The organism is Bacillus sp. GMs2/2 (genome assembly GCF_050172095.1).
In the GTDB taxonomy this organism is placed as follows: Bacteria; Bacillota; Bacilli; order Bacillales; family Bacillaceae_G; genus Bacillus_A; species Bacillus_A cereus.
Map to the genome: position 1 here is coordinate 14,030 of NZ_JBNLYE010000006.1, position 23,975 is coordinate 38,004.

Here is a 23,975-nt window from a genome sequence, read left to right on the forward strand (position 1 = left end):
TGTAGGGAAGACAATTCTTCCCACTTACTCACTGCTTGATAAACCCTTTGTAATGGCGTTTTACCAGTTGGCTTTCTAGCTGCTTCATTGTTTCTAAAGCAACGCCGACAACGATTAACATACTCGTTCCACCGATCTGTGCAGATGGAGGAAGATTTCCCAATTTCGTAAAGATAACTGGTAAGATTGCAATCGCTGCTAGGAAAATTGATCCTACAAAGGTCAAACGATACAAGATTTTTGTTAGATATTGTTCCGTATTCTTACCCGGACGAATACCTGGAACATATCCACCTTGCTTGTTTAGATTCTCTGACATTTGCTCTGGATTAACCTGAACAAATGCATAGAAATATGTGAAGGCTACAATGAGCGCAACATATATGATCATTCCCACTGGGTGAGAATAGTTAAAGTTTGCAATAATCCACTGCGATACATCATGTTTCGGGAAGAACTGTGCAATAGTCGGAGGCGTAATTAAGAATGAAACAGCAAAAATTACTGGAATAACACCAGCACTATTTACCTTAAGCGGTAAATGTGTGTTTTGTGCTCCAGCATAACCACCATTTCCTCCTGTTACACGCTTCGCATATTGAATTGGGATCTTTCTAACAGCCTGTTGAATGAAAATAACACCCACAATAACTGCTAGCACAGCTAGTAAAATCAATGCAACTTTAACGATACTCATGAACAATTGATCTCCGATATTTTGAAACTGTTGCTGATACACTTGAGATATAACACTTGGGATCGCTGCGGCAATACCGCCAAAGATAAGGATGGAAATACCATTACCTACACCTTTAGCTGTAATCTGTTCACCTAACCACATTAAAAATGCAGTACCAGCAGTCAGTACCGTAGCAATGTATAAATAAGTGCTCCAACCTGGATTCAAAATTAATTGTCCACCTACCATACCGTTAAAACCGATTGACATACCAAACCCCTGAATAAACGCAAGAACAATTGTAAAGTAACGCGTGAATTGCGTTAATTTACGACGGCCCATTTCACCTTGCTTCGACCATTCCGAAAATTTAGGAACAACATCCATCTGCAATAATTGCACGATGATGGATGCTGTAATATACGGCATGATTCCCATCGCAAAGATGGAGAAGTTTTTCAAGGCTCCACCGCCAAATGTATTTAGAATACCTAAAGCATTTAATTGATCTTGTGCCTTCAGTACGTCTCCATTTGTAAATGGCACGGGGATAAACGTGCCAATCCTGAATACGATTAACATCGCTAAAGTGAATAATATTTTACGTCTTATCTCAGCAACGCGCATAAAGTTGGAGATTGTACGAAACATTAGATCACCTCAACTGATCCGCCAGCTGCTTCAATTGCTTCTTTAGCACTTGAAGAGAACTTGTGCGCTTTAACAGTTAGTTTTTTCTCTACTGCTCCGCTTGCAAGAACTTTAACACCGTCGTTTAACTTGCTGATAACGCCAGTTTCCAGCAATAATTCAGGTGTTACTTCTGTACCATCTTCAAAACGATTTAACGTTGATAAGTTTACAATAGCAAACTCTTTACGGTTAATGTTTGTGAAGCCGCGTTTTGGTAAACGACGGAATAATGGAGTTTGACCACCTTCGAAGCCAAGACGAACACCGCCACCAGAACGTGCGTTTTGTCCTTTATGACCTTTACCAGCAGTTTTACCGTTACCAGAACCGATACCACGACCGACACGGTTACGTACTTTACGAGAACCTTCTGCAGGTTTTAATTCATGAAGTTTCATTCCCAGGCACCTCCTTATATTAATGAGTTATCCTTAAGCTTCTTTTACAGTTACAAGGTGAGAAACTTTGTTGATCATACCAAGAATAGCAGGAGTTTCTTCCTTAACTACAGTTGAATTCAACTTTTTAAGACCTAAAGCTTCTACCGTCGCACGTTGATCTTGTGGACGACCAATTACACTACGAGTGAGGGTAATTTCTAACTTTTTCGCCATTTGTTTTCCCTCCTTAACCTAGTAGCTCTTCTACAGATTTACCGCGTAATTTTGCAACATCTTCAGCGCGCTTAAGTTCGCTTAATCCGTTCACAGTAGCGCGAATCATGTTGATTGGTGTGTTAGAACCAAGAGATTTCGAAAGAATATCTTGTACACCAGCTAATTCAAGGACCGCACGAACAGGTCCACCAGCAATAACACCAGTACCCTCAGCAGCAGGTTTTAAGAATACTTCACCAGCGCCAAAATGACCGTTGATTGTGTGTGGAATTGTTGTACCAACTAATGGTACAGCGATTAAGTTTTTCTTAGCGTCTTCGATAGCTTTACGGATTGCGTCTGGTACCTCTTGTGCTTTACCAGTACCGAATCCAACATGACCGTTTTTATCGCCAACTACAACTAGTGCAGCAAAGCGGAAACGACGACCACCCTTAACAACTTTCGCGACACGATTTATCGTAACTACACGTTCTTCAAGTTCTAATTTACTTGGGTCAATGCGATGCATCAATTTTCCCTCCTTTGACCATTAAAATTGTAATCCAGCCTCACGAGCAGCTTCAGCTAGAGCTTTAACACGGCCATGGTATAAGTAACCACCGCGATCAAATACTACTTCTTTAACGCCTTTCTCTACAGCACGCTTAGCAACTGATTCTCCAACTTTCGTAGCAGCTTCAATATTGCTAGTACCGTTAAGAGCAAGGTCTTTATCAAGAGTAGATGCACTTACTAACGTTACACCATTCACATCATCAATAACTTGAGCGTAAATATGTTGGTTAGAACGGAACACGTTTAAACGTGGACGCTCTGCAGTACCAGTAAGTTTAGCACGTACACGTGCATGTCTTTTCTTACGAGTCGCATTTTTATCAGCTTTAGTGATCATTCTTGTCACTCCTTTCTCTCACCTAACGGGTTTACTTAGCAGTTTTACCTTCTTTACGACGAACAACTTCGCCTTCGTAACGAATACCTTTACCTTTGTAAGGCTCAGGAGCACGTACAGCACGGATGTTAGCAGCGAATTCGCCAACACGTTGCTTGTCGATACCTTTAATTACGATCTTAGTTGGTGCAGGTACTTCAACTTCAAGACCTGCTTCCGGAGTCATTTCTACTGGATGAGAATAACCTACGCTTAATACAAGTTTATCACCTTGTTTTTGAGCACGGTAACCAACACCGACTAATTCAAGTCCGCGTGCGAAACCTTCAGTTACACCTTCAACCATGTTTCCGATTAAAGCACGAGTTGTACCGTGTAATGCACGGTGTTCCTTCTGTTCAGATGGACGCTCAACTGTTAATGTATTCTCTTCAATTTTGATAAGCATATCAGCATTGAAAGTACGAGTTAATTCACCTTTAGGGCCTTTTACTGTTACAGTATTGTCTTCTGCAACTGTAATAGTAACACCTGCAGGGATTTCAAGAATCTTTTTACCAATACGAGACATGTGGTCACACCTCCGTTCGTTTTAAATATATATTACCAAACGTATGCTACTACTTCTCCACCAGTTTGTAATTGACGAGCGTCTTTGTCTGTCATTACTCCCTTAGATGTAGAAACAAGAGCGATACCTAATCCGTTAAGTACACGTGGTACTTCGTCAGCTTTAGCGTAAACGCGTAAGCCAGGTTTACTGATACGTTTTAATCCAGTGATTACACGTTCATTGTTTGCACCATATTTCAGGAAAATACGAAGGATACCTTGTTTGTTATCCTCGATGTATTCTACATCACGAATGAAACCTTCACGTTTTAAAAGTTCAGCGATCTCTTTTTTGATTTTAGAAGCAGGAACCTCTAATTTCTCATGACGTACCATGTTCGCATTACGGATGCGAGTAAGCATGTCTGCAATTGGATCTGTCATCACCATGTGTTTTACCTCCTTCCCATTTGTGGGTTTTACCAACTAGCTTTTTTAACACCAGGAATTTGACCTTTATATGCAAGTTCACGGAAACAAATACGGCAAAGTTTAAATTTGCGGTATACAGAATGCGGACGACCGCAGCGTTCGCAACGTGTATACTCTTGTACTTTAAACTTAGGAGTACGCTTTTGTTTCGCTATCATAGATTTTTTAGCCACGTTTTCGCCTCCTCTACTTAGCGTTGGCTTCCATTATTTTTGGAATGGCATACCGAATTGTGTTAAAAGTTCACGAGCTTCTTCATCAGTTTTCGCTGTAGTAACGATTACGATGTCCATACCGCGGACTTTGCTTACTTTATCATAATCAATCTCAGGGAAAATAAGTTGCTCTTTAACACCTAATGTATAGTTTCCACGACCATCGAATGATTTCTTAGAAACACCACGGAAATCACGTACACGTGGTAAAGAAACTGATACTAATTTGTCGAAGAACTCATACATTTGCTCGCCGCGTAAAGTTACTTTCGCACCGATTGGCATACCTTCACGAAGACGGAAACCAGCGATTGATTTTTTAGCACGAGTTACAACAGGTTTTTGACCTGTGATTTGTGTTAATTCTTCTACTGCGTTGTCTAACGCTTTTGAGTTAGATACCGCGTCACCAACACCAGTGTTGATTACGATCTTTTCGATTTTTGGTACCTGCATTACAGATTTATAGTTAAACTTGCTCACTAGAGCAGGAGTAATTTCCTTTTGGAACTTCTCTTTAAGGCGATTCAATGAAGTGACCTCCTTTCTTAAGAAAATTATTTATCTAATAATTCACCAGATTTTTTTGCAATACGAACTTTTTTACCATCTTCTACTTTGAAGCCTACACGAGTAGGTTCACCTGTTTTCGGATCTAAAATCATAACGTTAGAAACGTGAATAGGTGCTTCTTTAGTAATAATTCCACCTTGTGGATTTAATTGAGATGGCTTAGAGTGCTTCTTAACGATATTGACACCCTCAACGATAACACGGTTTTGCTTTGGGAAAGCCACAAGGATAACGCCTTGTTTTCCTTTGTCTTTACCAGTGATTACCTGTACTTTATCACCTTTTTTTACATGCATCTTAATTCTGCACCTCCTTAGCAAGGCAATACCTTAAATTATAGAACTTCTGGAGCTAAAGAAACGATCTTCATGAAGTTGCTATCACGTAATTCACGAGCTACTGGTCCGAAGATACGAGTACCACGTGGGCTCTTATCGTCTTTAATGATAACCGCTGCGTTTTCATCAAATTTGATGTAAGAACCGTCCGGACGACGAGCTCCGCTCTTCGTACGTACCACTACTGCTTTAACAACGTCACCTTTTTTAACAACGCCACCTGGTGTTGCTTGTTTTACCGTAGCAACGATAATGTCACCAATGTTAGCATATTTACGACCAGAGCCGCCTAATACTTTAATTGTTAAAAGTTCACGTGCACCAGAGTTGTCAGCAACTTTCAAACGAGATTCTTGTTGGATCATGTTATGAAACCTCCCTTCGGACTAAAAATTCCGATTCGTCTATTTAGATAATAACCGCTTCTTCAACGATTTCAACTAAACGGAAACGCTTAGTAGCAGAAAGCGGGCGAGTTTCCATGATTTTAACGATATCGCCAAGTTTCGCTTGGTTTTGCTCATCATGGGCTTTGTACTTCTTAGAATACTTAACACGTTTTCCGTACAAGGAATGAGTTTTGTAAGTTTCAACTAAAACTGTAATCGTTTTGTCCATTTTGTCAGACACTACACGACCAGTATAAACTTTGCGTTGGTTACGTTCGCTCACTATGCAAACCTCCCCTCAATTTATCGATTAATTCCGATCTCTCTTTCACGAACTACAGTTTTCATACGAGCAATTGCTTTACGCACTTCACGAATGCGAGTTGGATTCTCTAATTGTCCTGTAGCAAGTTGGAAGCGAAGATTAAACAACTCTTCCTTTAAAGCTTTAACTTTTGTTTCGATTTCGGCAGTGGTTAATTCACGAATATCATTAGTTTTCATTAGATTCACCACCATTTTCTTCACGTTTTACGAATTTACATTTCACAGGTAACTTGTGAGCTGCAAGACGTAATGCTTCGCGTGCTACCTCTTCAGATACACCCGCGATTTCGAACATAATTTTCCCAGGTTTTACTACTGCTACCCAGCCTTCTGGTGCCCCTTTACCGGAACCCATACGTACTTCTAGAGGTTTTGCAGTGTAAGGTTTAGAAGGGAAAATTTTAATCCATACTTTACCGCCACGTTTCATGTAACGAGTCATTGCACGACGAGCAGCTTCGATTTGACGGTTTGTAATCCATGAAGCAGCTTGTGCTTGTAAACCGAATTCACCGAAAGCAATTTCAGTTCCACCTTTAGCACGACCACGCATTTTACCACGATGCTCTCTACGATATTTTACGCGTTTTGGCATTAACATATTATTTTCCTCCTTCCTCAGAAGCTTTCTTTTTTGTAGGAAGGACTTCTCCACGGTAGATCCATACTTTTACGCCTAATTTACCGTATGTTGTATCAGCTTCAACTGCTGCATAGTCAATATCAGCGCGAAGTGTATGAAGTGGAACAGTTCCTTCACTGTAAGATTCTGCACGAGCGATATCAGCTCCGCCAAGACGACCAGAAACCTGTGTTTTAATACCTTTAGCACCTGCACGCATAGCACGTTGAATAACTTGCTTTTGTGCACGACGGAATGATACACGGTTTTCTAATTGACGAGCGATGTTTTCGCCTACTAATTTAGCGTTAAGATCAGCTCTCTTAACTTCTAAAATGTTGATGTGTACACGCTTGCCTGTTAATTGGTTAAGAGCTTTACGAAGTGCTTCAACTTCAGTACCACCTTTACCAATTACCATACCAGGTTTTGCAGTGTGAATTGTAACATTTACACGATTTGCTGCACGTTCGATTTCTACTTTAGCAACAGCAGAATCTTTTAAGCGTACATTAATGTACTCACGGATTTTGATGTCTTCATGTAATAATGTAGCGTAATCTTTCTCAGCGAACCAACGAGATTCCCAGTCACGGATAACGCCGACACGAAGACCAATTGGATTAACCTTTTGACCCATCGATTATCCCTCCTTCTTTTCTGATACCACAACTGTGATGTGGCTTGTGCGTTTGTTAATTTGGCTTGCACGACCCATTGCACGTGGACGGAAACGTTTTAACGTTGGACCTTCGTCAACGAAAACTTTTTCAACAACTAGGTTGTTAATGTCCATCTCATAATTGTGCTCTGCATTTGCGATTGCAGATTTTAAAACTTTTTCTACAACTGGAGAAGCAGTTTTTGGTGTGTGGTTAAGGATAGCAATCGCTTCACCCACTTGCTTACCTCGGATTAAGTCTACTACTAAACGAACTTTACGAGGAGCAATACGAACTGTTCTCGCTACTGCTTTAGCTTGCATTGAAGTGCCTCCTCTCATTATCTTCTAGTTTTCTTATCGTCAGCAAGGTGACCTTTGTACGTACGAGTTGGTGCGAATTCACCTAACTTATGGCCAACCATATCCTCAGTGATGTACACAGGTACGTGTTTACGACCATCATATACAGCGATTGTGTGTCCGATGAACTGAGGGAAGATTGTTGAACGGCGAGACCAAGTTTTAACAACTTGTTTTTGCTCAGATGCAACTAATTTTTCCATTTTGCTCATTAAGTGATCATCGACAAATGGTCCTTTTTTTAAGCTACGAGCCATTTTGGTGCCTCCCTTCGTGATTGGCGTACGGTTCTAGAAATGAACCGTACTACAATCCCATTATTTTTTACGACGACGAACGATGAATTTGTCAGACGCTTTGTTTTTCTTACGAGTCTTGAATCCAAGAGTTGGTTTACCCCATGGAGACATTGGAGACTTACGTCCGATTGGAGAACGTCCTTCACCACCACCGTGTGGGTGATCAACCGGGTTCATTACAGAACCACGAACTGTTGGGCGTTTACCTAACCAGCGAGAGCGACCTGCTTTACCGATTTTGATAAGTTCGTGTTGTTCGTTACCTACTTGACCGATTGAAGCGCGACAAGCAGATAATACAAGACGTACTTCACCAGAAGTTAAACGTACAAGTACGTATTTACCTTCTTTACCAAGTACTTGAGCAGATGTACCAGCAGAACGAACTAATTGTCCGCCACGACCAGGCTTAAGCTCGATGTTATGAACAACAGTACCTACTGGAATGTTGATTAATGGTAATGCGTTACCGATTTTAATGTCAGCTTCTGGGCCAGACATAACTTCCATACCTACTTCTAAAGATTTAGGAGCAAGAATGTAACGTTTTTCACCGTCAACGTAGTTAATTAATGCGATATTCGCAGAGCGGTTTGGATCGTATTCGATCGTAGCAACGCGTCCTGGAATTCCATCTTTGTTACGCTTAAAGTCGATGATACGGTATTGACGCTTATGTCCGCCACCTTGATGACGTACAGTGATTTTACCTTGGTTATTACGACCAGCCTTCTTGCTTAAAGGAGCAAGTAATGACTTTTCGGGTCTATCAGTCGTGATTTCAGCGAAATCATTCGTAGTCATATTACGACGACCGTTAGTAGTTGGATTATACTTTTTGATTCCCATCTCAATTTCCCTCCTTCTTTAGTAAGAATTAAACGCCTTGGAAGATTTCGATTTCTTTGCTGTCAGCAGTTAGCTTAACGATTGCTTTACGACGACGGCTAGTAAAACCAGCGTGACGACCAACGCGTTTTGCTTTCGGCTTGTAGTTCATGATGTTCACTTTTTCTACTTTAACACCAAAGATCGCTTCAAGAGCATCTTTAACTTCTGTTTTATTAGATTTAACGTCCACATCGAACGTGTATTTTTTTTCAGCCATCATTTCCATAGAACGTTCAGTGATAACTGGGCGCTTAATGATATCACGAGGATCTCTCATTATGCAAGCACCTCCTCTACTTTTTCCACTGCCGCTTTTGTCATGATTAGCTTATCATGATGAAGCACGTCTAAAACGTTTACGCCATCAGCAGTGATTACTGTTACTCCAGGGATATTGCGAGCAGATAACTCTACAGATTCGTTTGCATCAGCAGTTACGATAAGAGCTTTCTTCTCAACAGTTAATCCTTTAAGTACTGCTAGCATATCTTTTGTTTTTGGTGCATTTAACACTAGGTCTTCAAGAACTACAATGTTGTTCTCAACTACTTTAGTAGCTAATGCAGATTTGATTGCTAAACGACGAACTTTCTTAGGAAGTTTGTACGCATAGCTTCTTGGTGTAGGTCCGAATACCGTACCACCACCACGCCATTGAGGAGAGCGGATAGACCCTTGACGAGCACGTCCAGTTCCTTTTTGACGCCATGGTTTACGACCACCACCGCGAACTTCAGAGCGAGTTTTTACTTTGTGTGTACCTTGACGTAAAGATGCACGTTGCATCATTACAGCTTCGAAAAGTACAGCTTCATTTGGTTCGATACCGAAAATAGCTTCAGCTAATTCGATTTCACCAACCTGTGAACCAGTTTGGTTATATACAGTAACTTTTGGCATTGGAATTCCTCCTTCCTATTGTGAATTATTTGCTAACCTTCACAGCGCCTTGAACAACTACAAGAGATTTCTTAGCACCTGGAACGTTACCTTTTACTAGTAATAAGTTGCGCTCAGTGTCAACTTGAACGATTTCTAAGTTTTGGATAGTAACTTGGTCTCCACCCATACGTCCAGCAAGTTTTTTGCCTTTGAATACACGGTTCGGAGCAACTGGGCCCATTGAACCTGGACGACGGTGATAGCGAGAACCATGAGACATAGGTCCGCGAGATTGTCCGTGGCGTTTGATAACACCTTGGAAACCTTTACCTTTAGAAATTCCTGTTACATCAACGATTTCACCTGTAGCGAATACGTCAACTTTTACCTCTTGACCAACCTCTAATCCGTCCACGTCTGCATCGCGGATTTCGCGAATGAAGCGCTTAGGAGTTGTAGATGCTTTAGCAGTGTGGCCTTGTTCAGGTTTGTTAGTTAACTTTTCACGTTTATCTTCAAATCCTAACTGGATTGCATTGTAGCCATCAGTTTCAGTTGTTTTCTTTTGAAGAACAACGTTTGGATTAGCAGCGATAACTGTTACTGGGATTAACTCACCGTTCTCAGCAAATACTTGAGTCATACCGATCTTTCTTCCTAAGATTCCTTTGGTCATGAGTTACACCTCCTACATTTTTAAGTTATATAAATTATAGTTTGATTTCGATATCTACACCAGATGGTAAGTCTAAACGCATTAATGAATCTACTGTTTGTGGAGTAGGACTCACGATGTCGATTAGACGTTTGTGCGTGCGCATTTCGAATTGCTCACGAGAATCTTTGTACTTATGAACAGCACGAAGAATTGTGTAAACAGTTTTTTCAGTTGGTAATGGGATCGGACCAGAAACTGTTGCCCCAGAACGCTTAGCTGTTTCTACAATTTTCTCAGCTGACTGATCAAGAATACGGTGATCGTAAGCTTTTAAACGGATACGAATTTTTTCTTTTGCCATTATTTTCCCTCCTTCGTTCGCCTATTTCTAAAATAGACCTTCTCCATGGAAATTTCCCCACACCATGCCATGGCAAAGCGGCCGGGTGTGTCAGCAACCTTCCACTTCATCGCAGTCAAAGACCAACATTGTCTATTATACAATGTTATTCGTCTAGATGCAAGCATCTTTTTGTTTGCATCTGCTTTTCTCTACTTTTGCTATTATACATGGCACTTTAAAGAATTTCAAGTTTTCATCTAACAGAATTCATTTTACAGTTTCTGGATTATCTTTTGTTGTTTTTATATTACTATAGAAGAAACTCGTCAAAACAAAAAAACACTCTCTTCTCCCTTATATAAACGCAAACAAAAAACCTAAGGGAAAATCCCTTAGGTTTTTTTATATCAGTTAAGATTACTCAACGATAGTAGCAACTACACCGTAACCTACTGTACGTCCACCTTCACGAATAGAGAATTTAGTTCCCTCTTCGATAGCGATTGGAGCGATAAGTTCGATAGTCATTTCGATGTTGTCACCAGGCATTACCATTTCAGTACCTTCTGGTAATTGGATGATACCAGTTACGTCAGTTGTACGGAAGTAGAACTGAGGACGGTAGTTAGCGAAGAATGGAGTGTGACGTCCACCTTCTTCTTTAGATAATACGAAAACTTCAGCTTTGAATTTAGCGTGAGCTTTTACAGAACCGCTTTTTGCAAGTACTTGTCCACGTTGGATGTCTTCACGAGCAACCCCACGAAGTAAAGCACCGATGTTGTCTCCAGCTTGAGCTTGGTCAAGAAGTTTACGGAACATCTCTACACCAGTTACAGTTGTAGAAGCATTTTCTTCAGCAAGACCGATGATTTCTACTACGTCACCAACTTTAACGATACCGCGCTCAACACGACCAGTAGCAACTGTACCACGACCTGTGATAGAGAATACGTCCTCTACAGGCATTAAGAATGGTTTGTCAGTTTCACGTTCTGGAGTTGGGATGTAAGCATCAACTTCAGCCATTAATTCAATGATTTTTGCTTCCCAATCAGCTTCTCCTTGAAGAGCTTTAAGAGCAGAACCTTTGATTACAGGAATGTCGTCGCCTGGGAATCCGTATTCAGATAATAGGTCGCGAACTTCCATTTCTACTAATTCTAATAATTCTTCGTCATCTACCATGTCGCATTTGTTTAAGAATACAACGATGTAAGGAACACCTACTTGACGAGAAAGAAGGATGTGCTCACGTGTTTGAGGCATTGGGCCATCAGCAGCAGATACTACTAAGATACCGCCGTCCATTTGAGCAGCACCAGTGATCATGTTTTTAACATAGTCAGCGTGACCTGGGCAGTCAACGTGTGCATAGTGACGAGTTTCAGTTTCGTACTCAACGTGTGCAGTTGAGATTGTGATACCGCGCTCTCTTTCTTCTGGAGCAGCATCGATTTGATCGTATCCGCGTGCTTCAGCACCACCAGCTTTTGCAAGAACTGTAGTGATCGCAGCAGTTAATGTAGTTTTACCATGGTCAACGTGGCCGATTGTACCGATGTTAACATGGGGTTTAGAACGTTCGAATTTAGCTTTAGCCATTCTAAATTCCTCCTTAGTTTATATAGGTTATTTTATATTTAGACTAGAAAGTGAAACTTACGTCCCACTTTCTAAGCTTACATAAGTAGTTATACTTGAACAATCGATAAAAATCAATTATTCACCTTTATTTTTTTTGATAATTTCTTCAGAAACAGACTTTGGTACTTCTTCATAGTGGTCAAACACCATAGAGAATGTTCCGCGTCCTTGAGTGTTAGAACGTAATGACGTTGCATAACCGAACATTTCAGAAAGTGGAACCATAGCGCGAACAACTTGTGCGTTACCGCGAGCTTCCATACCTTCTACACGTCCACGACGAGATGTTACGTCACCCATAATGTCACCCATGTACTCTTCAGGAATTACAACTTCAACTTTCATCATTGGCTCAAGAATTACTGGGCTACATTTAGAAACCGCAGCTTTAAGTGCCATAGATGCAGCGATTTTGAACGCCATCTCAGATGAATCGACATCATGGTAAGATCCGTCAACTAATGCAGCTTTAATGTCAACTAGTGGATAACCAGCTAGTACACCATTTTTAAGTGCATCTTCAAGACCTGCTCCAACAGCTGGGATGTATTCACGAGGAACTACACCACCGACGATCTTGTTTTCGAATTCGAATCCTTTACCTTCTTCGTTAGGTTCAAACTCAATCCAAACGTGACCGAATTGTCCACGACCACCAGATTGACGAGCGAACTTACCTTCAACTTTCGCAGCAGCGCGGAAAGTCTCACGGTATGCTACCTGAGGAGCACCAACGTTTGCTTCCACTTTGAATTCACGACGCATACGGTCAACGATGATATCAAGGTGAAGTTCACCCATACCAGCGATGATAGTTTGGCCAGTTTCTTGGTCAGTGTGAGCACGGAATGTTGGATCTTCTTCAGAAAGCTTAGATAAAGCTGTACCCATTTTATCTTGGTCAGCTTTAGATTTTGGTTCGATAGCTACAGAGATAACTGGCTCTGGGAATTCCATAGACTCAAGGATAACAAGGCTCTTCTCGTCACAAAGAGTATCACCAGTAGTAGTATCTTTTAAACCTACAGCAGCAGCGATATCACCAGCGTAAACTGTTGAAATCTCTTCACGGCTGTTAGCGTGCATTTGTAGGATACGACCTACACGCTCACGCTTACCTTTAGTTGAGTTTTTCACGTATGATCCAGAGTTTAACACACCAGAGTACACACGGAAGAACGTTAACTTACCAACATAAGGGTCAGTCATGATTTTGAATGCTAAAGCTGCGAATGGTTCTTCATCGCTAGACTTACGTTCTACTTCTTCATCTGTATCCGGTAGAGTACCTTTAATAGCAGGTACATCTAGTGGAGATGGAAGGTAGTCGATAACTGCGTCTAACAGAATTTGAACACCTTTGTTTTTGAATGCAGAACCACAGATTACTGGGAAGAATTCTACAGAAGTTGTAGCCTTACGGATACCAGCTTTAAGCTCTTCTACAGTGATTTCTTCACCTTCTAGGTACTTCATCATCATTTCTTCATCAAGCTCAGCTACCGCTTCAATAAGTTTTCCACGGTATTCTTCAGCTAATTCTTTGTGCTCTTCAGGAATTTCAACACGTTGAATGTCTGTTCCTAAATCGTTACCGTACATGTAAGCACACTCTTCAACAAGGTCAATGATACCATTGAACTCATCTTCAGCACCGATTGGTAACTGAATTGGATGTGCGTTTGCTTGTAAACGATCGTGGATTGTTCCTACAGAGTATAAGAAATCTGCACCGATCTTATCCATTTTGTTAACGAATACGATACGAGGTACGCCGTAAGTAGTAGCCTGACGCCAAACAGTTTCTGTTTGTGGTTCTACACCAGATTGCGCATCAAGTACTGCTACAGCGCCATCAAGTACGCGTAAAGAACGTTCTACTTCTACTGTGAAATCTACGTGTCCTGGAGTATCAATGATGTTTACACGATGACCTTTCCATTGTGCTGTAGTTGCAGCAGAAGTAATTGTGATACCACGCTCTTGCTCTTGCTCCATCCAGTCCATCTGAGATGCACCTTCGTGAGTTTCACCGATTTTATGAATACGTCCTGTGTAGTACAGAATACGCTCAGTTGCTGTTGTTTTACCAGCATCGATGTGAGCCATGATACCAATATTACGAGTGTTTTCTAAAGAGAACTCTCTTGCCATTTGGTGTCTTGCTCCTTCCATATATGGATTGGATTTTTTTATTTTAAGTAGCAAAAAAGCCACTTTATATTGTTACACATGTCAGTATGTCCAGTACTCTCATTATGTAAAACGAGCGCCCGATGAAAGGGAGAGGCATTCTCCCTCTCCACACTTCCATAAGCGACAAATAAAGCGGTTTATGCTTACATTTATTTTACGTTGAATCCTACCAACGGTAATGAGCAAATGCTTTGTTAGCTTCTGCCATTTTATGAGTGTCTTCACGTTTCTTAACAGATGCACCAGCGTTGTTAGCTGCATCTAAGATTTCGTTAGCAAGACGCTCTTCCATAGTTTTTTCACCACGAAGACGAGCGTAGTTTACTAACCAACGAAGACCTAAAGTTGTACGGCGTTCTGGACGAACCTCAACTGGAACTTGGTAGTTAGCACCACCAACACGACGAGCGCGTACTTCAAGAACAGGCATGATGTTCTTAAGAGCTTGCTCGAATACTTCCATTGGCTCTTTACCAGTACGTTCGTTTACGATATCGAACGCATTATAAAGAATTGTTTGAGATTTACCTTTTTTACCGTCAACCATCATTTTGTTGATAAGGCGTGTTACTAGCTTCGAATTGTACATTGGATCTGGTAACACGTCACGTTTCGCAACAGGTCCTTTACGAGGCATATTGAGTTCCTCCTTTCATTTTAAAGTTATTATTTTTTAGCAGGTTTTGGTCTCTTAGTACCATATTTAGAACGTCCTTGCATACGTTTGTCAACACCAGCTGTGTCAAGCGCACCACGAACGATGTGGTAACGTACCCCCGGTAAATCCTTTACACGACCACCGCGAATTAATACTACGCTATGCTCTTGTAGGTTATGACCGATACCTGGGATGTAAGCTGTAACCTCGATACCGTTTGTTAAACGTACACGAGCGTATTTACGTAACGCTGAGTTAGGTTTCTTTGGAGTCATTGTACCAACACGAGTACATACACCACGTTTTTGAGGTGCAGAGATATCAGTTGATTTTTTCTTTAAAGAGTTAAAACCTTTGTTTAACGCAGGTGATTTAGATTTCCATACTTTATCAGTACGACCATTTCTCACTAATTGGTTAATAGTAGGCATTTGATTATCCTCCCTTCGCATGTTTGTATGACCACATATCCAGGTGGTTCATTATTAGTTGAAAACAAAGTTTTTGCAAGGAAGAGCAAATGCTCTCTCCTCACAAAAACAGTTTTAACTTATTATTCCTATTGCTGAAGCTCCCACTTGAATCCCCGAAGCTTTACCAAGCTTACGAACTGATTCAACTTTTGTTATGGGCACGTTATATTGCATTGCAACACGAATGATAGCATGGGTTAACCGCATGTCAGCATCCTCTGCGATGACAACTTCTTTAACTGTACCATTTTTGATTGCCTCCAATGTGCGTTTATGACCAACGACTACATTTTCAGCAGTTGATACTTTTTGATAAGACATATAAATATCCTCCAAAGCATCGTTCAGGAGCAACCTTGATTATAGTAACATTTTGACTCATACAATGTCAACTAAGATTAATTGTTTTTATACAAAATTTATGCCGGAAAATTTTACTGTTCCACATAAACCTCATCGTTTTCTACATTCATGTCATCTTGTGTTGTTTTTACAAGATCCACTTTGCGATAACGATTCATACCTGTTCCAGCAGGAACAAGTTTACCGATAATAACATTTTCTTTTAATCCTAGAAGTTCATCGCGTTTACCCTTAATTGCTGCATCAGTTAAGACACGAGTTGTTTCTTGGAACGATGCTGCAGATAAGAATGAATCTGTTTCAAGTGAAGCTTTTGTAATACCAAGTAGAACAGGTCTAGCTGTTGCTGGTTGCTTACCTTGCAGTAAGACCTTAGCATTCGCATCAGTGAACTGATGGATATCTAGTAATGTTCCTGGTAATACATCCGTTTCACCTGCATCACTTACACGAACTTTACGTAACATTTGACGTACCATTACTTCTACGTGTTTGTCACCAATTTCTACCCCTTGCATACGGTATACTTTTTGAACTTCACGTAATAAGTATTCTTGAACCGCCGTAATGTCCGTTACTTTTAGTAATTCTTTCGGATCAATAGAACCTTCTGTTAACTCTTTACCGTGGCTAATTGGCTGTCCTGGAGTTACTTTCAGACGAGCACCGTAAGGAATAGCATACGTACGAGCTTCAACTTCACCCTGTACAACTACTTCTTGACGATCTTTAACGTCGTTGATCGCTGCGATAACACCGTCGATTTCACTGATCACTGCCTGACCTTTCGGATTACGAGCTTCGAAGATCTCTTGGATACGAGGTAAACCTTGAGTGATATCATCTCCGGCAACCCCACCTGTATGGAATGTACGCATCGTTAACTGTGTACCTGGCTCACCGATAGATTGAGCTGCGATAATACCTACCGCTTCTCCTACTTCTACGTCTGTTCCAGTTGCTAAGTTACGACCGTAACACTTCTTACATACACCGTGGCGAGTGTTACACGTAAACGCTGAACGAATGTTTACAGTTTCAACACCCGAATTTTCAACGATATGAGCGATATCTTCAGTAATTAATTGATTTTCAGCAACTAATACTTCACCTGTTTCAGGATGTTTTACAGTTTTTCTTGCAAAACGTCCAACAAGACGATCATATAATGACTCGATAACTTCATTACCCTCTTTAATCGCACCAATTAATAAACCGCGATCTGTTCCACAATCATCTTCACGAACGATTACATCTTGTGCAACGTCAACAAGACGACGTGTTAAGTAACCAGAATCGGCAGTTTTAAGTGCTGTATCGGCAAGACCTTTACGCGCACCATGCGTAGAGATGAAGTACTCAAGTACTGTTAAACCTTCACGGAAACTCGATTTGATTGGAAGTTCGATGATACGACCAGATGGATTGGCCATAAGACCACGCATACCAGCAAGCTGAGTAAAGTTAGATGCGTTACCACGGGCACCTGAGTCACTCATCATGAAGATTGGGTTGCGTTTATTCAAGGATTTCATCAGTTTTCCTTGGATAACATCTTTTGCATTACTCCAAATAGAGATAACGCGATCGTAACGTTCTTCTTCCGTGATTAAACCGCGACGGAATTGTTTAATTACATTATCTACTTTTGCTTGTGCTTCGTGGAGAATTTCATCTTTTTCGCCTAATACAAGAATGTCAGATACCCCAACTGTAATACCAGCTTTTGTAGAGTACTTGAATCCTAAGTTTTTCATACGGTCAAGCATGCGAGACGTTTCTGTAATTTGGAAACGTTTGAACACTTCCGCAATGATGTTACCAAGGATCTTCTTGCTAAATGGCGCCACTTCTTCGCGACTAGCAATAATTTCTTTAATGTTCGCACCTTTTTCAACGAAATATTTCGCTGGTGTTTCTTTTTCAAGGTTTGAATTTGTTGGTTCATTAATATAAGGGAACGACTCTGGTAAGATTTCGTTAAATATTAATTTACCAACTGTTGTTAATAGAAGCATACTCTTTTGCTCTTCAGTAAATGTTGCGTTGTTTACTGCACTTGCAGCTACCGCAACACGTGTATGAAGATGAACATATCCATTTTGATATGCAAGCAATGCTTCGTTTGCATCTTTGAAGACCATACCTTCACCGATTGCACCTTCACGCTCAAGTGTTAAGTAATAGTTACCTAATACCATATCCTGAGATGGAGTAACAACTGGTTTACCGTCTTTCGGGTTCAAGATGTTTTGTGCCGCTAACATAAGAAGACGAGCTTCAGCTTGAGCTTCTGATGATAAAGGTACGTGAACGGCCATTTGGTCACCGTCAAAGTCCGCGTTGTATGCAGTACATACAAGTGGGTGAAGACGGATTGCGCGACCTTCTACTAATGTAGGTTCAAACGCCTGGATACCAAGACGGTGAAGTGTTGGTGCGCGGTTTAGAAGTACTGGATGTTCTTTAATCACAGACTCTAAAACGTCCCAAACTTCAGGTTGTACACGCTCGATTTTACGTTTCGCACTCTTAATGTTATGTGCTAATCCTTTTTCAACTAACTCTTTCATTACGAAAGGTTTGAACAGTTCAAGCGCCATTTCTTTTGGTAATCCACATTGATACATCTTTAAGTTCGGTCCTACAACGATTACAGAACGACCAGAGTAGTCAACACGTTTACCTAATAAGTTTTGACGGAAACGTCCTTGTTTACCTTTAAGCATGTGAGATAGTGATTTTAATGGACGGTTACCTGGTCCAGTAACTGGACGGCCACGACGACCATTATCGATTAATGCGTCTACAGCTTCTTGTAACATACGTTTTTCGTTTTGAACGATGATGCTTGGTGCACCTAAGTCCAATAGACGTTTTAAACGATTGTTACGGTTAATTACACGACGGTATAAGTCGTTTAAGTCAGAAGTAGCAAAACGTCCACCGTCTAACTGTACCATTGGGCGTAGTTCTGGTGGAATTACTGGTAGAACATCTAAGATCATCCAAGACGGTTCATTTCCAGAGTTACGGAATGCTTCTAATACTTCTAGACGTTTAATAGCACGAGTACGGCGTTGTCCTTGTGCTGTTTTTAATTCTTCTTTTAAGAAGTCTACTTCTTTATCTAAATCGATGTCTTGTAGTAGCTTTTTAATTGCTTCTGCACCCATAGCAGCTTGGAATGTGCTACCATATCGATCACGATATGCACGGTATTCTTTTTCAGAAAGTAATTGCTTCTTATCAAGTGGTGTATCTCCACTTTCTGTTACAACATAAGAAGCGAAATAAATTACTTCTTCAAGCGCGCGAGGGGACATGTCTAAGACAAGTCCCATGCGGCTCGGGATACCTTTGAAATACCAAATATGAGATACAGGAGCAGCTAATTCAATATGACCCATACGTTCACGACGTACTTTTGCACGCGTTACTTCAACGCCACATCGATCACAAACTACACCTTTATAACGTACACGTTTGTATTTTCCGCAATGACATTCCCAGTCCTTTTGTGGTCCGAAAATACGCTCACAGAACAAGCCATCTTTTTCAGGCTTTAACGTACGATAGTTAATAGTTTCTGGTTTCTTAACTTCACCGTATGACCAAGAACGAATCTTGTCAGGTGAAGCAAGTCCAATCTTCATATATTCAAAGTTATTTACATCTATCAAGGGGCCTACCTCCCTTTTAGTCTACAGGTTATCCCAATTATTCCTTAGTTGTCTCAACTTCGACATTCAATTTATCTGCTGATTGATGATCATCGTCATCTTCTGTATCACGCATTTCAATTTCTGTATCGTCGCTAGACATCATTTTAACGTCCATACCTAAACTTTGCAGCTCTTTAATCAATACTTTGAATGATTCAGGAACGCCTGGTTCTGGAACATTTTCGCCTTTAACAATTGCTTCATAAGTCTTAACACGTCCAACAACATCATCAGACTTCACTGTTAAGATTTCTTGAAGAGTATAAGCAGCACCGTAAGCTTCAAGTGCCCAAACCTCCATCTCACCGAAACGCTGTCCACCGAACTGAGCTTTACCTCCAAGAGGTTGCTGCGTTACAAGTGAGTATGGTCCAGTAGAACGAGCATGAAGTTTATCGTCAACCATGTGCGCAAGTTTGATCATATACATGACACCAACAGATACGCGGTTATCGAATGGTTCACCAGTACGTCCGTCATACAGGATTGTTTTCGCGTCATTTGCCATACCAGCTTCTTCAATTGTGCCCCAAACATCTTCCTCACGAGCACCATCGAATACTGGTGTTGCAATGTGAATGCCAAGGTATCTTGCTGCCATACCAAGATGAAGCTCTAATACCTGACCGATATTCATACGAGATGGTACCCCTAATGGGTTTAACATGATATCGATTGGCGTACCATCTGGTAAGTAAGGCATATCTTCTTCTGGTAAAATACGAGAAATAACACCTTTGTTACCGTGACGTCCGGCCATCTTGTCACCTTCAGAAATTTTACGTTTTTGAACGATATATGCACGTACAAGTTGATTCACGCCTGGTGGCAATTCATCGCCATCTTCACGGTTGAATACTTTTACGTCTAAGATAATACCGCCACCACCGTGTGGTACACGTAGTGATGTATCACGTACTTCACGCGCTTTTTCTCCAAAGATAGCATGTAATAGACGTTCTTCAGCTGTTAATTCTGTTACACCTTTAGGTGTTACTTTACCAACAAGTAAATCTCCATCTTTTACTTCAGCACCAACGCGAATGATACCGCGCTCGTCAAGGTTACGTAATGCGTCTTCCCCAACGTTTGGAATGTCACGTGTAATTTCTTCTGGTCCAAGCTTCGTATCACGAGCTTCTGATTCATATTCTTCAATATGAATAGAAGTGTACACATCATCTTTTACAAGGCGCTCACTCATGATGATCGCATCCTCGTAGTTATAACCGTCCCAAGTCATGAAGCCAACAAGCACGTTACGTCCAAGTGCTAGTTCACCTAATTCCATAGAAGGACCATCCGCAAGGATTTCACCTTTTACAACTTCATTTCCAACACTTACGATTGGACGTTGGTTGTAACAAGTTCCTTGGTTAGAACGAATGAATTTTTGCATTTTGTAGCGATCTAAGTCGCCTTTTACTGTTTGACCGTCAACTTCTACATAGCGACGTACCCAAACTTCACGTGCTTCTACGCGCTCAACAACACCAGGATGTTTACAGATTACTGCAGCACCTGAGTCTTTTGCTGATACGTACTCCATACCTGTACCTACAATCGGAGATTCCGGATTCATTAACGGAACCGCCTGACGTTGCATGTTCGCTCCCATAAGTGCGCGGTTAGAGTCATCGTTTTCTAAGAACGGAATACAAGCTGTCGCTGCCGACACTACTTGTTTTGGAGATACATCCATGTAGTCGATGCGTTCTCTATTTGTGACAATGTTTTCACCACGGAAACGAGCTACGATATCTTCACTTAGGAATTCACCTTCGTCAGATAATTTCATATTCGCTTGGGCTACAACATAATTATCTTCTTCATCTGCTGTTAAGTAATCAACATGCCCTGTTACAAGACCAGTTTCTGGGTCAACACGACGGTATGGTGTTTCAATGAAACCAAACTCATTTACTTTCGCGAACGAAGATAATGAGTTAATCAAACCGATGTTTGGTCCCTCTGGTGTTTCAATCGGACACATACGACCGTAGTGAGAGTAATGAACGTCACGCACTTCAAAGCCTGCGCGCTCACGCGTTAAACCACCAGGTCCTAATGCAGATAGTCTTCGTTTGTGAGTTAACTCTGCTAATGGGTTTGTTTGGTCCATAAACTGAGATAACTGAGAACTTCCGAAGAACTCTTTAATAGATGCAATAACAGGACGAATATTAATTAGTGCCTGTGGTGTAATCGCATTTGTATCTTGGATCGACATTCTCTCACGAACAACACGTTCCATACGAGAAAGACCGATACGGAATTGATTTTGTAATAGTTCTCCAACAGAACGCAGACGACGGTTTCCTAAATGGTCAATATCATCTGTATCCCCTACTTTGTATAGTAGGTTGAAGAAGTAACTGATAGAAGCAAGGATATCACCTGGTGTGATGTGTTTCACATCACGAGTAATGTTTGCATTACCAATTACATTAATTACGCGTTCGCCTTCCGACTCAGGAGCATAAATCTTAATAGATTGCAGCTCAACATCGCCTTCTACCACTCCACCCATTGGTTTCGCTGTTTTGAATCCAATGTTTTTCTCTAAGTAAGGTAAAATGCGATCAAGTGTACGACGATCTAAGATTGTTCCTTCTGCCGCTAAAATTTCACCAGTTTCTGGATCCACTAATGTTTCAGCTAAACGTTGATTAAACAATCTGTTTTTAATGTGTAACTTCTTGTTGATCTTATAGCGACCTACATTTGCTAAATCGTAGCGCTTTGGATCGAAGAAACGAGACACAAGTAAGCTCTTAGCATTTTCTACTGTTGGTGGTTCACCAGGACGTAGACGCTCATAAATTTCAAGCAATGCTTTTTCTGTGCTATCTGTGTTGTCTTTTTCTAATGTGTTGCTTAAGTATTCGTTATCACCTAAAAGCTCGGTGATTTCTTGATCAGAGCCAAACCCTAATGCGCGTAACAAAACAGTTACAGGAAGTTTACGCGTACGGTCAATACGCACATATACAACATCCTTAGCATCTGTCTCATACTCTAACCAAGCTCCGCGGTTTGGAATTACAGTAGCAGTAAAACCACGTTTTCCGTTTTTATCCACTTTGCCACTATAGTATACGCTTGGAGAGCGAACTAACTGGGAAACGATAACACGTTCTGCACCGTTAATTACGAATGTTCCAGTCTCTGTCATGAGTGGGAAATCTCCCATGAACACATCTTGTTCTTTTACTTCACCAGTTTCCTTGTTGATTAGACGCACTTTTACACGAAGTGGTGCTGCATACGTCACATCACGCTCTTTGCATTCGTCTACAGAGTATTTAGGTTCACCTAAGCTGTAGTCGATAAATTCAAGCGATAGATTTCCCGTAAAGTCTTCAATCGGAGAAATGTCTTGGAACATTTCTCGCAAACCCTCATCAAGAAACCACTGATAAGAAGAGGTTTGAATTTCGATAAGATTTGGTAACTCTAATACTTCACTAATACGGGCATAACTTCTTCGTTGGCGGTGGCGTCCGTATTGAACTAGTTGACCTGTCAACTGCTTCACCCCTCAAATCATGAGTATTATAAATGCACAAAAAAATTTGTGCAAAATCACAAATAAATACAACTACTGCTATTAGCGTAGTCTCTTTCTCTTAAAGATAAATACGTTGAGTCTTTCTACCTGCTCAAAAAAGAAAAATGGCTTCTATAAGAAAACCATCATTCTGTTTCATAATCTGCTGATTTTACTATCTTTTCCAAGAGAAACAAAAATATACATCTTTCTCAACGCAGAAAATCATATATTGGCATTGTATAATGTTAACATAGCCAAAAATAACCGTCAACGTTTTTTTGATTTTATGATATAATATCCTTTTTTCTTTTCTACAACCTCAACTTCAGAAAATACTTCTTCTAGTTTTTTTAGCGCAGACGGTGCACCTTGTTTCTTTTGAATAACAATCCAAAGCTCTCCATCTGGAACTAAATACTCCACAGCTTTTTCTAAAATCTCATGTACGATATCTTTACCCGCACGAATTGGAGGGTTAGATAGAATAGCAGCATACTTACCATCTACATTTTCATAGACGCTACTTTGAAAAATACGTATATTCTCGATTTTGTTATTAGCGGCGTTTTCTTTCGCAAGCCCAAGTGCCCTCTCGTTCACATCCACCATGTGAACTTCACGACCTTGAAACTCTTTCGCTAACGACAAACCAATAGGACCGTATCCGCAACCTACGTCTAATATATCACCTTTAATATCTGGCATTTGAAACGCTTCAATTAAAAGACGGGAACCAAAGTCCACTTCGTTTTTCGAGAACACCCCATGGTCAGATAAGAAAGTGAATCGAGATCCACGAAGGGCAAACTCCCATCGCTTACGATCACTTTTACTAGAAGGGTCGTTAGAAAAATAATGGTCTGCCATATGG

30 protein-coding genes are annotated in these 23,975 nt (G+C 40.8%); all 30 read right to left on the minus strand.

Annotation, left to right across the window (positions count from 1 at the left end):
- Window positions 1-28: 28 nt before the first annotated feature.
- Window positions 29-1,330 carry a preprotein translocase subunit SecY gene (gene secY / locus ACQGS6_RS02075; protein ID WP_000490117.1) on the minus strand — a complete coding sequence of 434 codons (1,302 nt, stop codon included), beginning with the start codon at window positions 1,328-1,330 and terminating at the stop codon, window positions 29-31.
- Window positions 1,330-1,770, minus strand: coding sequence for a 50S ribosomal protein L15 (rplO, locus tag ACQGS6_RS02080; RefSeq protein WP_000766081.1), 441 nt, complete (start codon window positions 1,768-1,770; stop codon window positions 1,330-1,332). Before rplO ends, secY begins: the two co-directional genes overlap by 1 nt.
- Window positions 1,771-1,803: 33 nt before the next feature.
- Window positions 1,804-1,986 carry a 50S ribosomal protein L30 gene (gene rpmD / locus ACQGS6_RS02085; protein WP_001085234.1) on the minus strand — a complete coding sequence of 61 codons (183 nt, stop codon included), beginning with the start codon at window positions 1,984-1,986 and terminating at the stop codon, window positions 1,804-1,806.
- A 13-nt stretch (window positions 1,987-1,999) separates the two neighbouring features.
- Entirely contained in the window at window positions 2,000-2,500 is a 501-nt protein-coding gene (gene rpsE, locus ACQGS6_RS02090; RefSeq protein WP_000554646.1) for a 30S ribosomal protein S5, read from the minus strand.
- A 21-nt stretch (window positions 2,501-2,521) separates the two neighbouring features.
- Window positions 2,522-2,884, minus strand: a complete 363-nt coding sequence (gene rplR, locus ACQGS6_RS02095; protein WP_000628816.1) for a 50S ribosomal protein L18 — start codon at window positions 2,882-2,884, stop codon at window positions 2,522-2,524.
- Window positions 2,885-2,915: 31 nt separating this feature from the next.
- The gene (gene rplF, locus ACQGS6_RS02100; RefSeq protein ID WP_000086558.1) at window positions 2,916-3,455 is read right to left on the minus strand and encodes a 50S ribosomal protein L6; all 540 of its coding nucleotides are present in this window, start codon (window positions 3,453-3,455) and stop codon (window positions 2,916-2,918) included.
- A gap of 32 nt (window positions 3,456-3,487) precedes the next feature.
- Window positions 3,488-3,886: a 30S ribosomal protein S8 gene (rpsH, locus tag ACQGS6_RS02105; protein ID WP_000245511.1), complete on the minus strand. Its 399-nt coding sequence runs from the start codon at window positions 3,884-3,886 to the stop codon at window positions 3,488-3,490.
- Window positions 3,887-3,915: 29 nt separating this feature from the next.
- Window positions 3,916-4,101: a 30S ribosomal protein S14 gene (gene rpsN / locus ACQGS6_RS02110; RefSeq protein ID WP_001085700.1), complete on the minus strand. Its 186-nt coding sequence runs from the start codon at window positions 4,099-4,101 to the stop codon at window positions 3,916-3,918.
- A 33-nt stretch (window positions 4,102-4,134) separates the two neighbouring features.
- Window positions 4,135-4,674, minus strand: a complete 540-nt coding sequence (gene rplE / locus ACQGS6_RS02115) for a 50S ribosomal protein L5 (protein ID WP_001080831.1) — start codon at window positions 4,672-4,674, stop codon at window positions 4,135-4,137.
- A 26-nt stretch (window positions 4,675-4,700) separates the two neighbouring features.
- On the minus strand, window positions 4,701-5,012 hold the full coding sequence (rplX, locus tag ACQGS6_RS02120) for a 50S ribosomal protein L24 (RefSeq protein WP_000558200.1): 312 nt from the start codon (window positions 5,010-5,012) through the stop codon (window positions 4,701-4,703).
- Window positions 5,013-5,050: 38 nt separating this feature from the next.
- Entirely contained in the window at window positions 5,051-5,419 is a 369-nt protein-coding gene (gene rplN, locus ACQGS6_RS02125; RefSeq protein WP_000615912.1) for a 50S ribosomal protein L14, read from the minus strand.
- Window positions 5,420-5,462: 43 nt separating this feature from the next.
- A complete protein-coding gene (gene rpsQ / locus ACQGS6_RS02130; protein WP_000004106.1) occupies window positions 5,463-5,726 on the minus strand; it encodes a 30S ribosomal protein S17 in 264 nt (87 codons plus the stop codon).
- A gap of 20 nt (window positions 5,727-5,746) precedes the next feature.
- Window positions 5,747-5,947 (minus strand): 50S ribosomal protein L29, encoded by a 201-nt coding sequence (gene rpmC / locus ACQGS6_RS02135; protein WP_000855718.1) that lies wholly within the window; start codon window positions 5,945-5,947, stop codon window positions 5,747-5,749.
- On the minus strand, window positions 5,937-6,371 hold the full coding sequence (rplP, locus tag ACQGS6_RS02140) for a 50S ribosomal protein L16 (RefSeq protein ID WP_000928969.1): 435 nt from the start codon (window positions 6,369-6,371) through the stop codon (window positions 5,937-5,939). Before rplP ends, rpmC begins: the two co-directional genes overlap by 11 nt.
- Window position 6,372: 1 nt before the next feature.
- Window positions 6,373-7,032 (minus strand): 30S ribosomal protein S3, encoded by a 660-nt coding sequence (gene rpsC, locus ACQGS6_RS02145; protein WP_000529956.1) that lies wholly within the window; start codon window positions 7,030-7,032, stop codon window positions 6,373-6,375.
- Window positions 7,033-7,035: 3 nt separating this feature from the next.
- Entirely contained in the window at window positions 7,036-7,377 is a 342-nt protein-coding gene (gene rplV / locus ACQGS6_RS02150; RefSeq protein WP_001148024.1) for a 50S ribosomal protein L22, read from the minus strand.
- A gap of 17 nt (window positions 7,378-7,394) precedes the next feature.
- Window positions 7,395-7,673, minus strand: coding sequence for a 30S ribosomal protein S19 (gene rpsS, locus ACQGS6_RS02155; protein ID WP_000124454.1), 279 nt, complete (start codon window positions 7,671-7,673; stop codon window positions 7,395-7,397).
- 60 nt (window positions 7,674-7,733) lie between these two features.
- Window positions 7,734-8,564 carry a 50S ribosomal protein L2 gene (gene rplB / locus ACQGS6_RS02160; RefSeq protein WP_000511583.1) on the minus strand — a complete coding sequence of 277 codons (831 nt, stop codon included), beginning with the start codon at window positions 8,562-8,564 and terminating at the stop codon, window positions 7,734-7,736.
- A gap of 28 nt (window positions 8,565-8,592) precedes the next feature.
- The gene (gene rplW, locus ACQGS6_RS02165) at window positions 8,593-8,883 is read right to left on the minus strand and encodes a 50S ribosomal protein L23 (protein WP_001205558.1); all 291 of its coding nucleotides are present in this window, start codon (window positions 8,881-8,883) and stop codon (window positions 8,593-8,595) included.
- Window positions 8,883-9,506 carry a 50S ribosomal protein L4 gene (rplD, locus tag ACQGS6_RS02170; protein WP_001127258.1) on the minus strand — a complete coding sequence of 208 codons (624 nt, stop codon included), beginning with the start codon at window positions 9,504-9,506 and terminating at the stop codon, window positions 8,883-8,885. The genes rplW and rplD overlap by 1 nt, the downstream gene beginning before the upstream one ends.
- 25 nt (window positions 9,507-9,531) lie before the next feature.
- Window positions 9,532-10,164, minus strand: a complete 633-nt coding sequence (gene rplC, locus ACQGS6_RS02175) for a 50S ribosomal protein L3 (protein WP_000160207.1) — start codon at window positions 10,162-10,164, stop codon at window positions 9,532-9,534.
- 34 nt (window positions 10,165-10,198) lie between these two features.
- Window positions 10,199-10,507 (minus strand): 30S ribosomal protein S10, encoded by a 309-nt coding sequence (gene rpsJ / locus ACQGS6_RS02180; protein ID WP_001040596.1) that lies wholly within the window; start codon window positions 10,505-10,507, stop codon window positions 10,199-10,201.
- Window positions 10,508-10,906: 399 nt separating this feature from the next.
- Window positions 10,907-12,094, minus strand: coding sequence for an elongation factor Tu (gene tuf, locus ACQGS6_RS02185; RefSeq protein ID WP_001029614.1), 1,188 nt, complete (start codon window positions 12,092-12,094; stop codon window positions 10,907-10,909).
- Window positions 12,095-12,211: 117 nt separating this feature from the next.
- Window positions 12,212-14,290: an elongation factor G gene (gene fusA, locus ACQGS6_RS02190; RefSeq protein ID WP_000090370.1), complete on the minus strand. Its 2,079-nt coding sequence runs from the start codon at window positions 14,288-14,290 to the stop codon at window positions 12,212-12,214.
- Between the two features lie 208 nt (window positions 14,291-14,498).
- Complete coding sequence (gene rpsG, locus ACQGS6_RS02195; RefSeq protein WP_001137491.1) at window positions 14,499-14,969, minus strand: 30S ribosomal protein S7; 471 nt, start codon at window positions 14,967-14,969, stop codon at window positions 14,499-14,501.
- A 29-nt stretch (window positions 14,970-14,998) separates the two neighbouring features.
- Window positions 14,999-15,421, minus strand: coding sequence for a 30S ribosomal protein S12 (rpsL, locus tag ACQGS6_RS02200; protein WP_001142341.1), 423 nt, complete (start codon window positions 15,419-15,421; stop codon window positions 14,999-15,001).
- A gap of 114 nt (window positions 15,422-15,535) precedes the next feature.
- Entirely contained in the window at window positions 15,536-15,784 is a 249-nt protein-coding gene (locus ACQGS6_RS02205) for a 50S ribosomal protein L7ae-like protein (protein WP_000121837.1), read from the minus strand.
- Window positions 15,785-15,897: 113 nt separating this feature from the next.
- Window positions 15,898-19,509, minus strand: coding sequence for a DNA-directed RNA polymerase subunit beta' (gene rpoC / locus ACQGS6_RS02210; protein ID WP_000567939.1), 3,612 nt, complete (start codon window positions 19,507-19,509; stop codon window positions 15,898-15,900).
- Window positions 19,510-19,546: 37 nt separating this feature from the next.
- Window positions 19,547-23,080 carry a DNA-directed RNA polymerase subunit beta gene (gene rpoB, locus ACQGS6_RS02215; protein ID WP_000147553.1) on the minus strand — a complete coding sequence of 1,178 codons (3,534 nt, stop codon included), beginning with the start codon at window positions 23,078-23,080 and terminating at the stop codon, window positions 19,547-19,549.
- A 291-nt stretch (window positions 23,081-23,371) separates the two neighbouring features.
- Entirely contained in the window at window positions 23,372-23,971 is a 600-nt protein-coding gene (locus ACQGS6_RS02220; protein ID WP_000763262.1) for a class I SAM-dependent methyltransferase, read from the minus strand.
- Window positions 23,972-23,975: the final 4 nt, after the last annotated feature.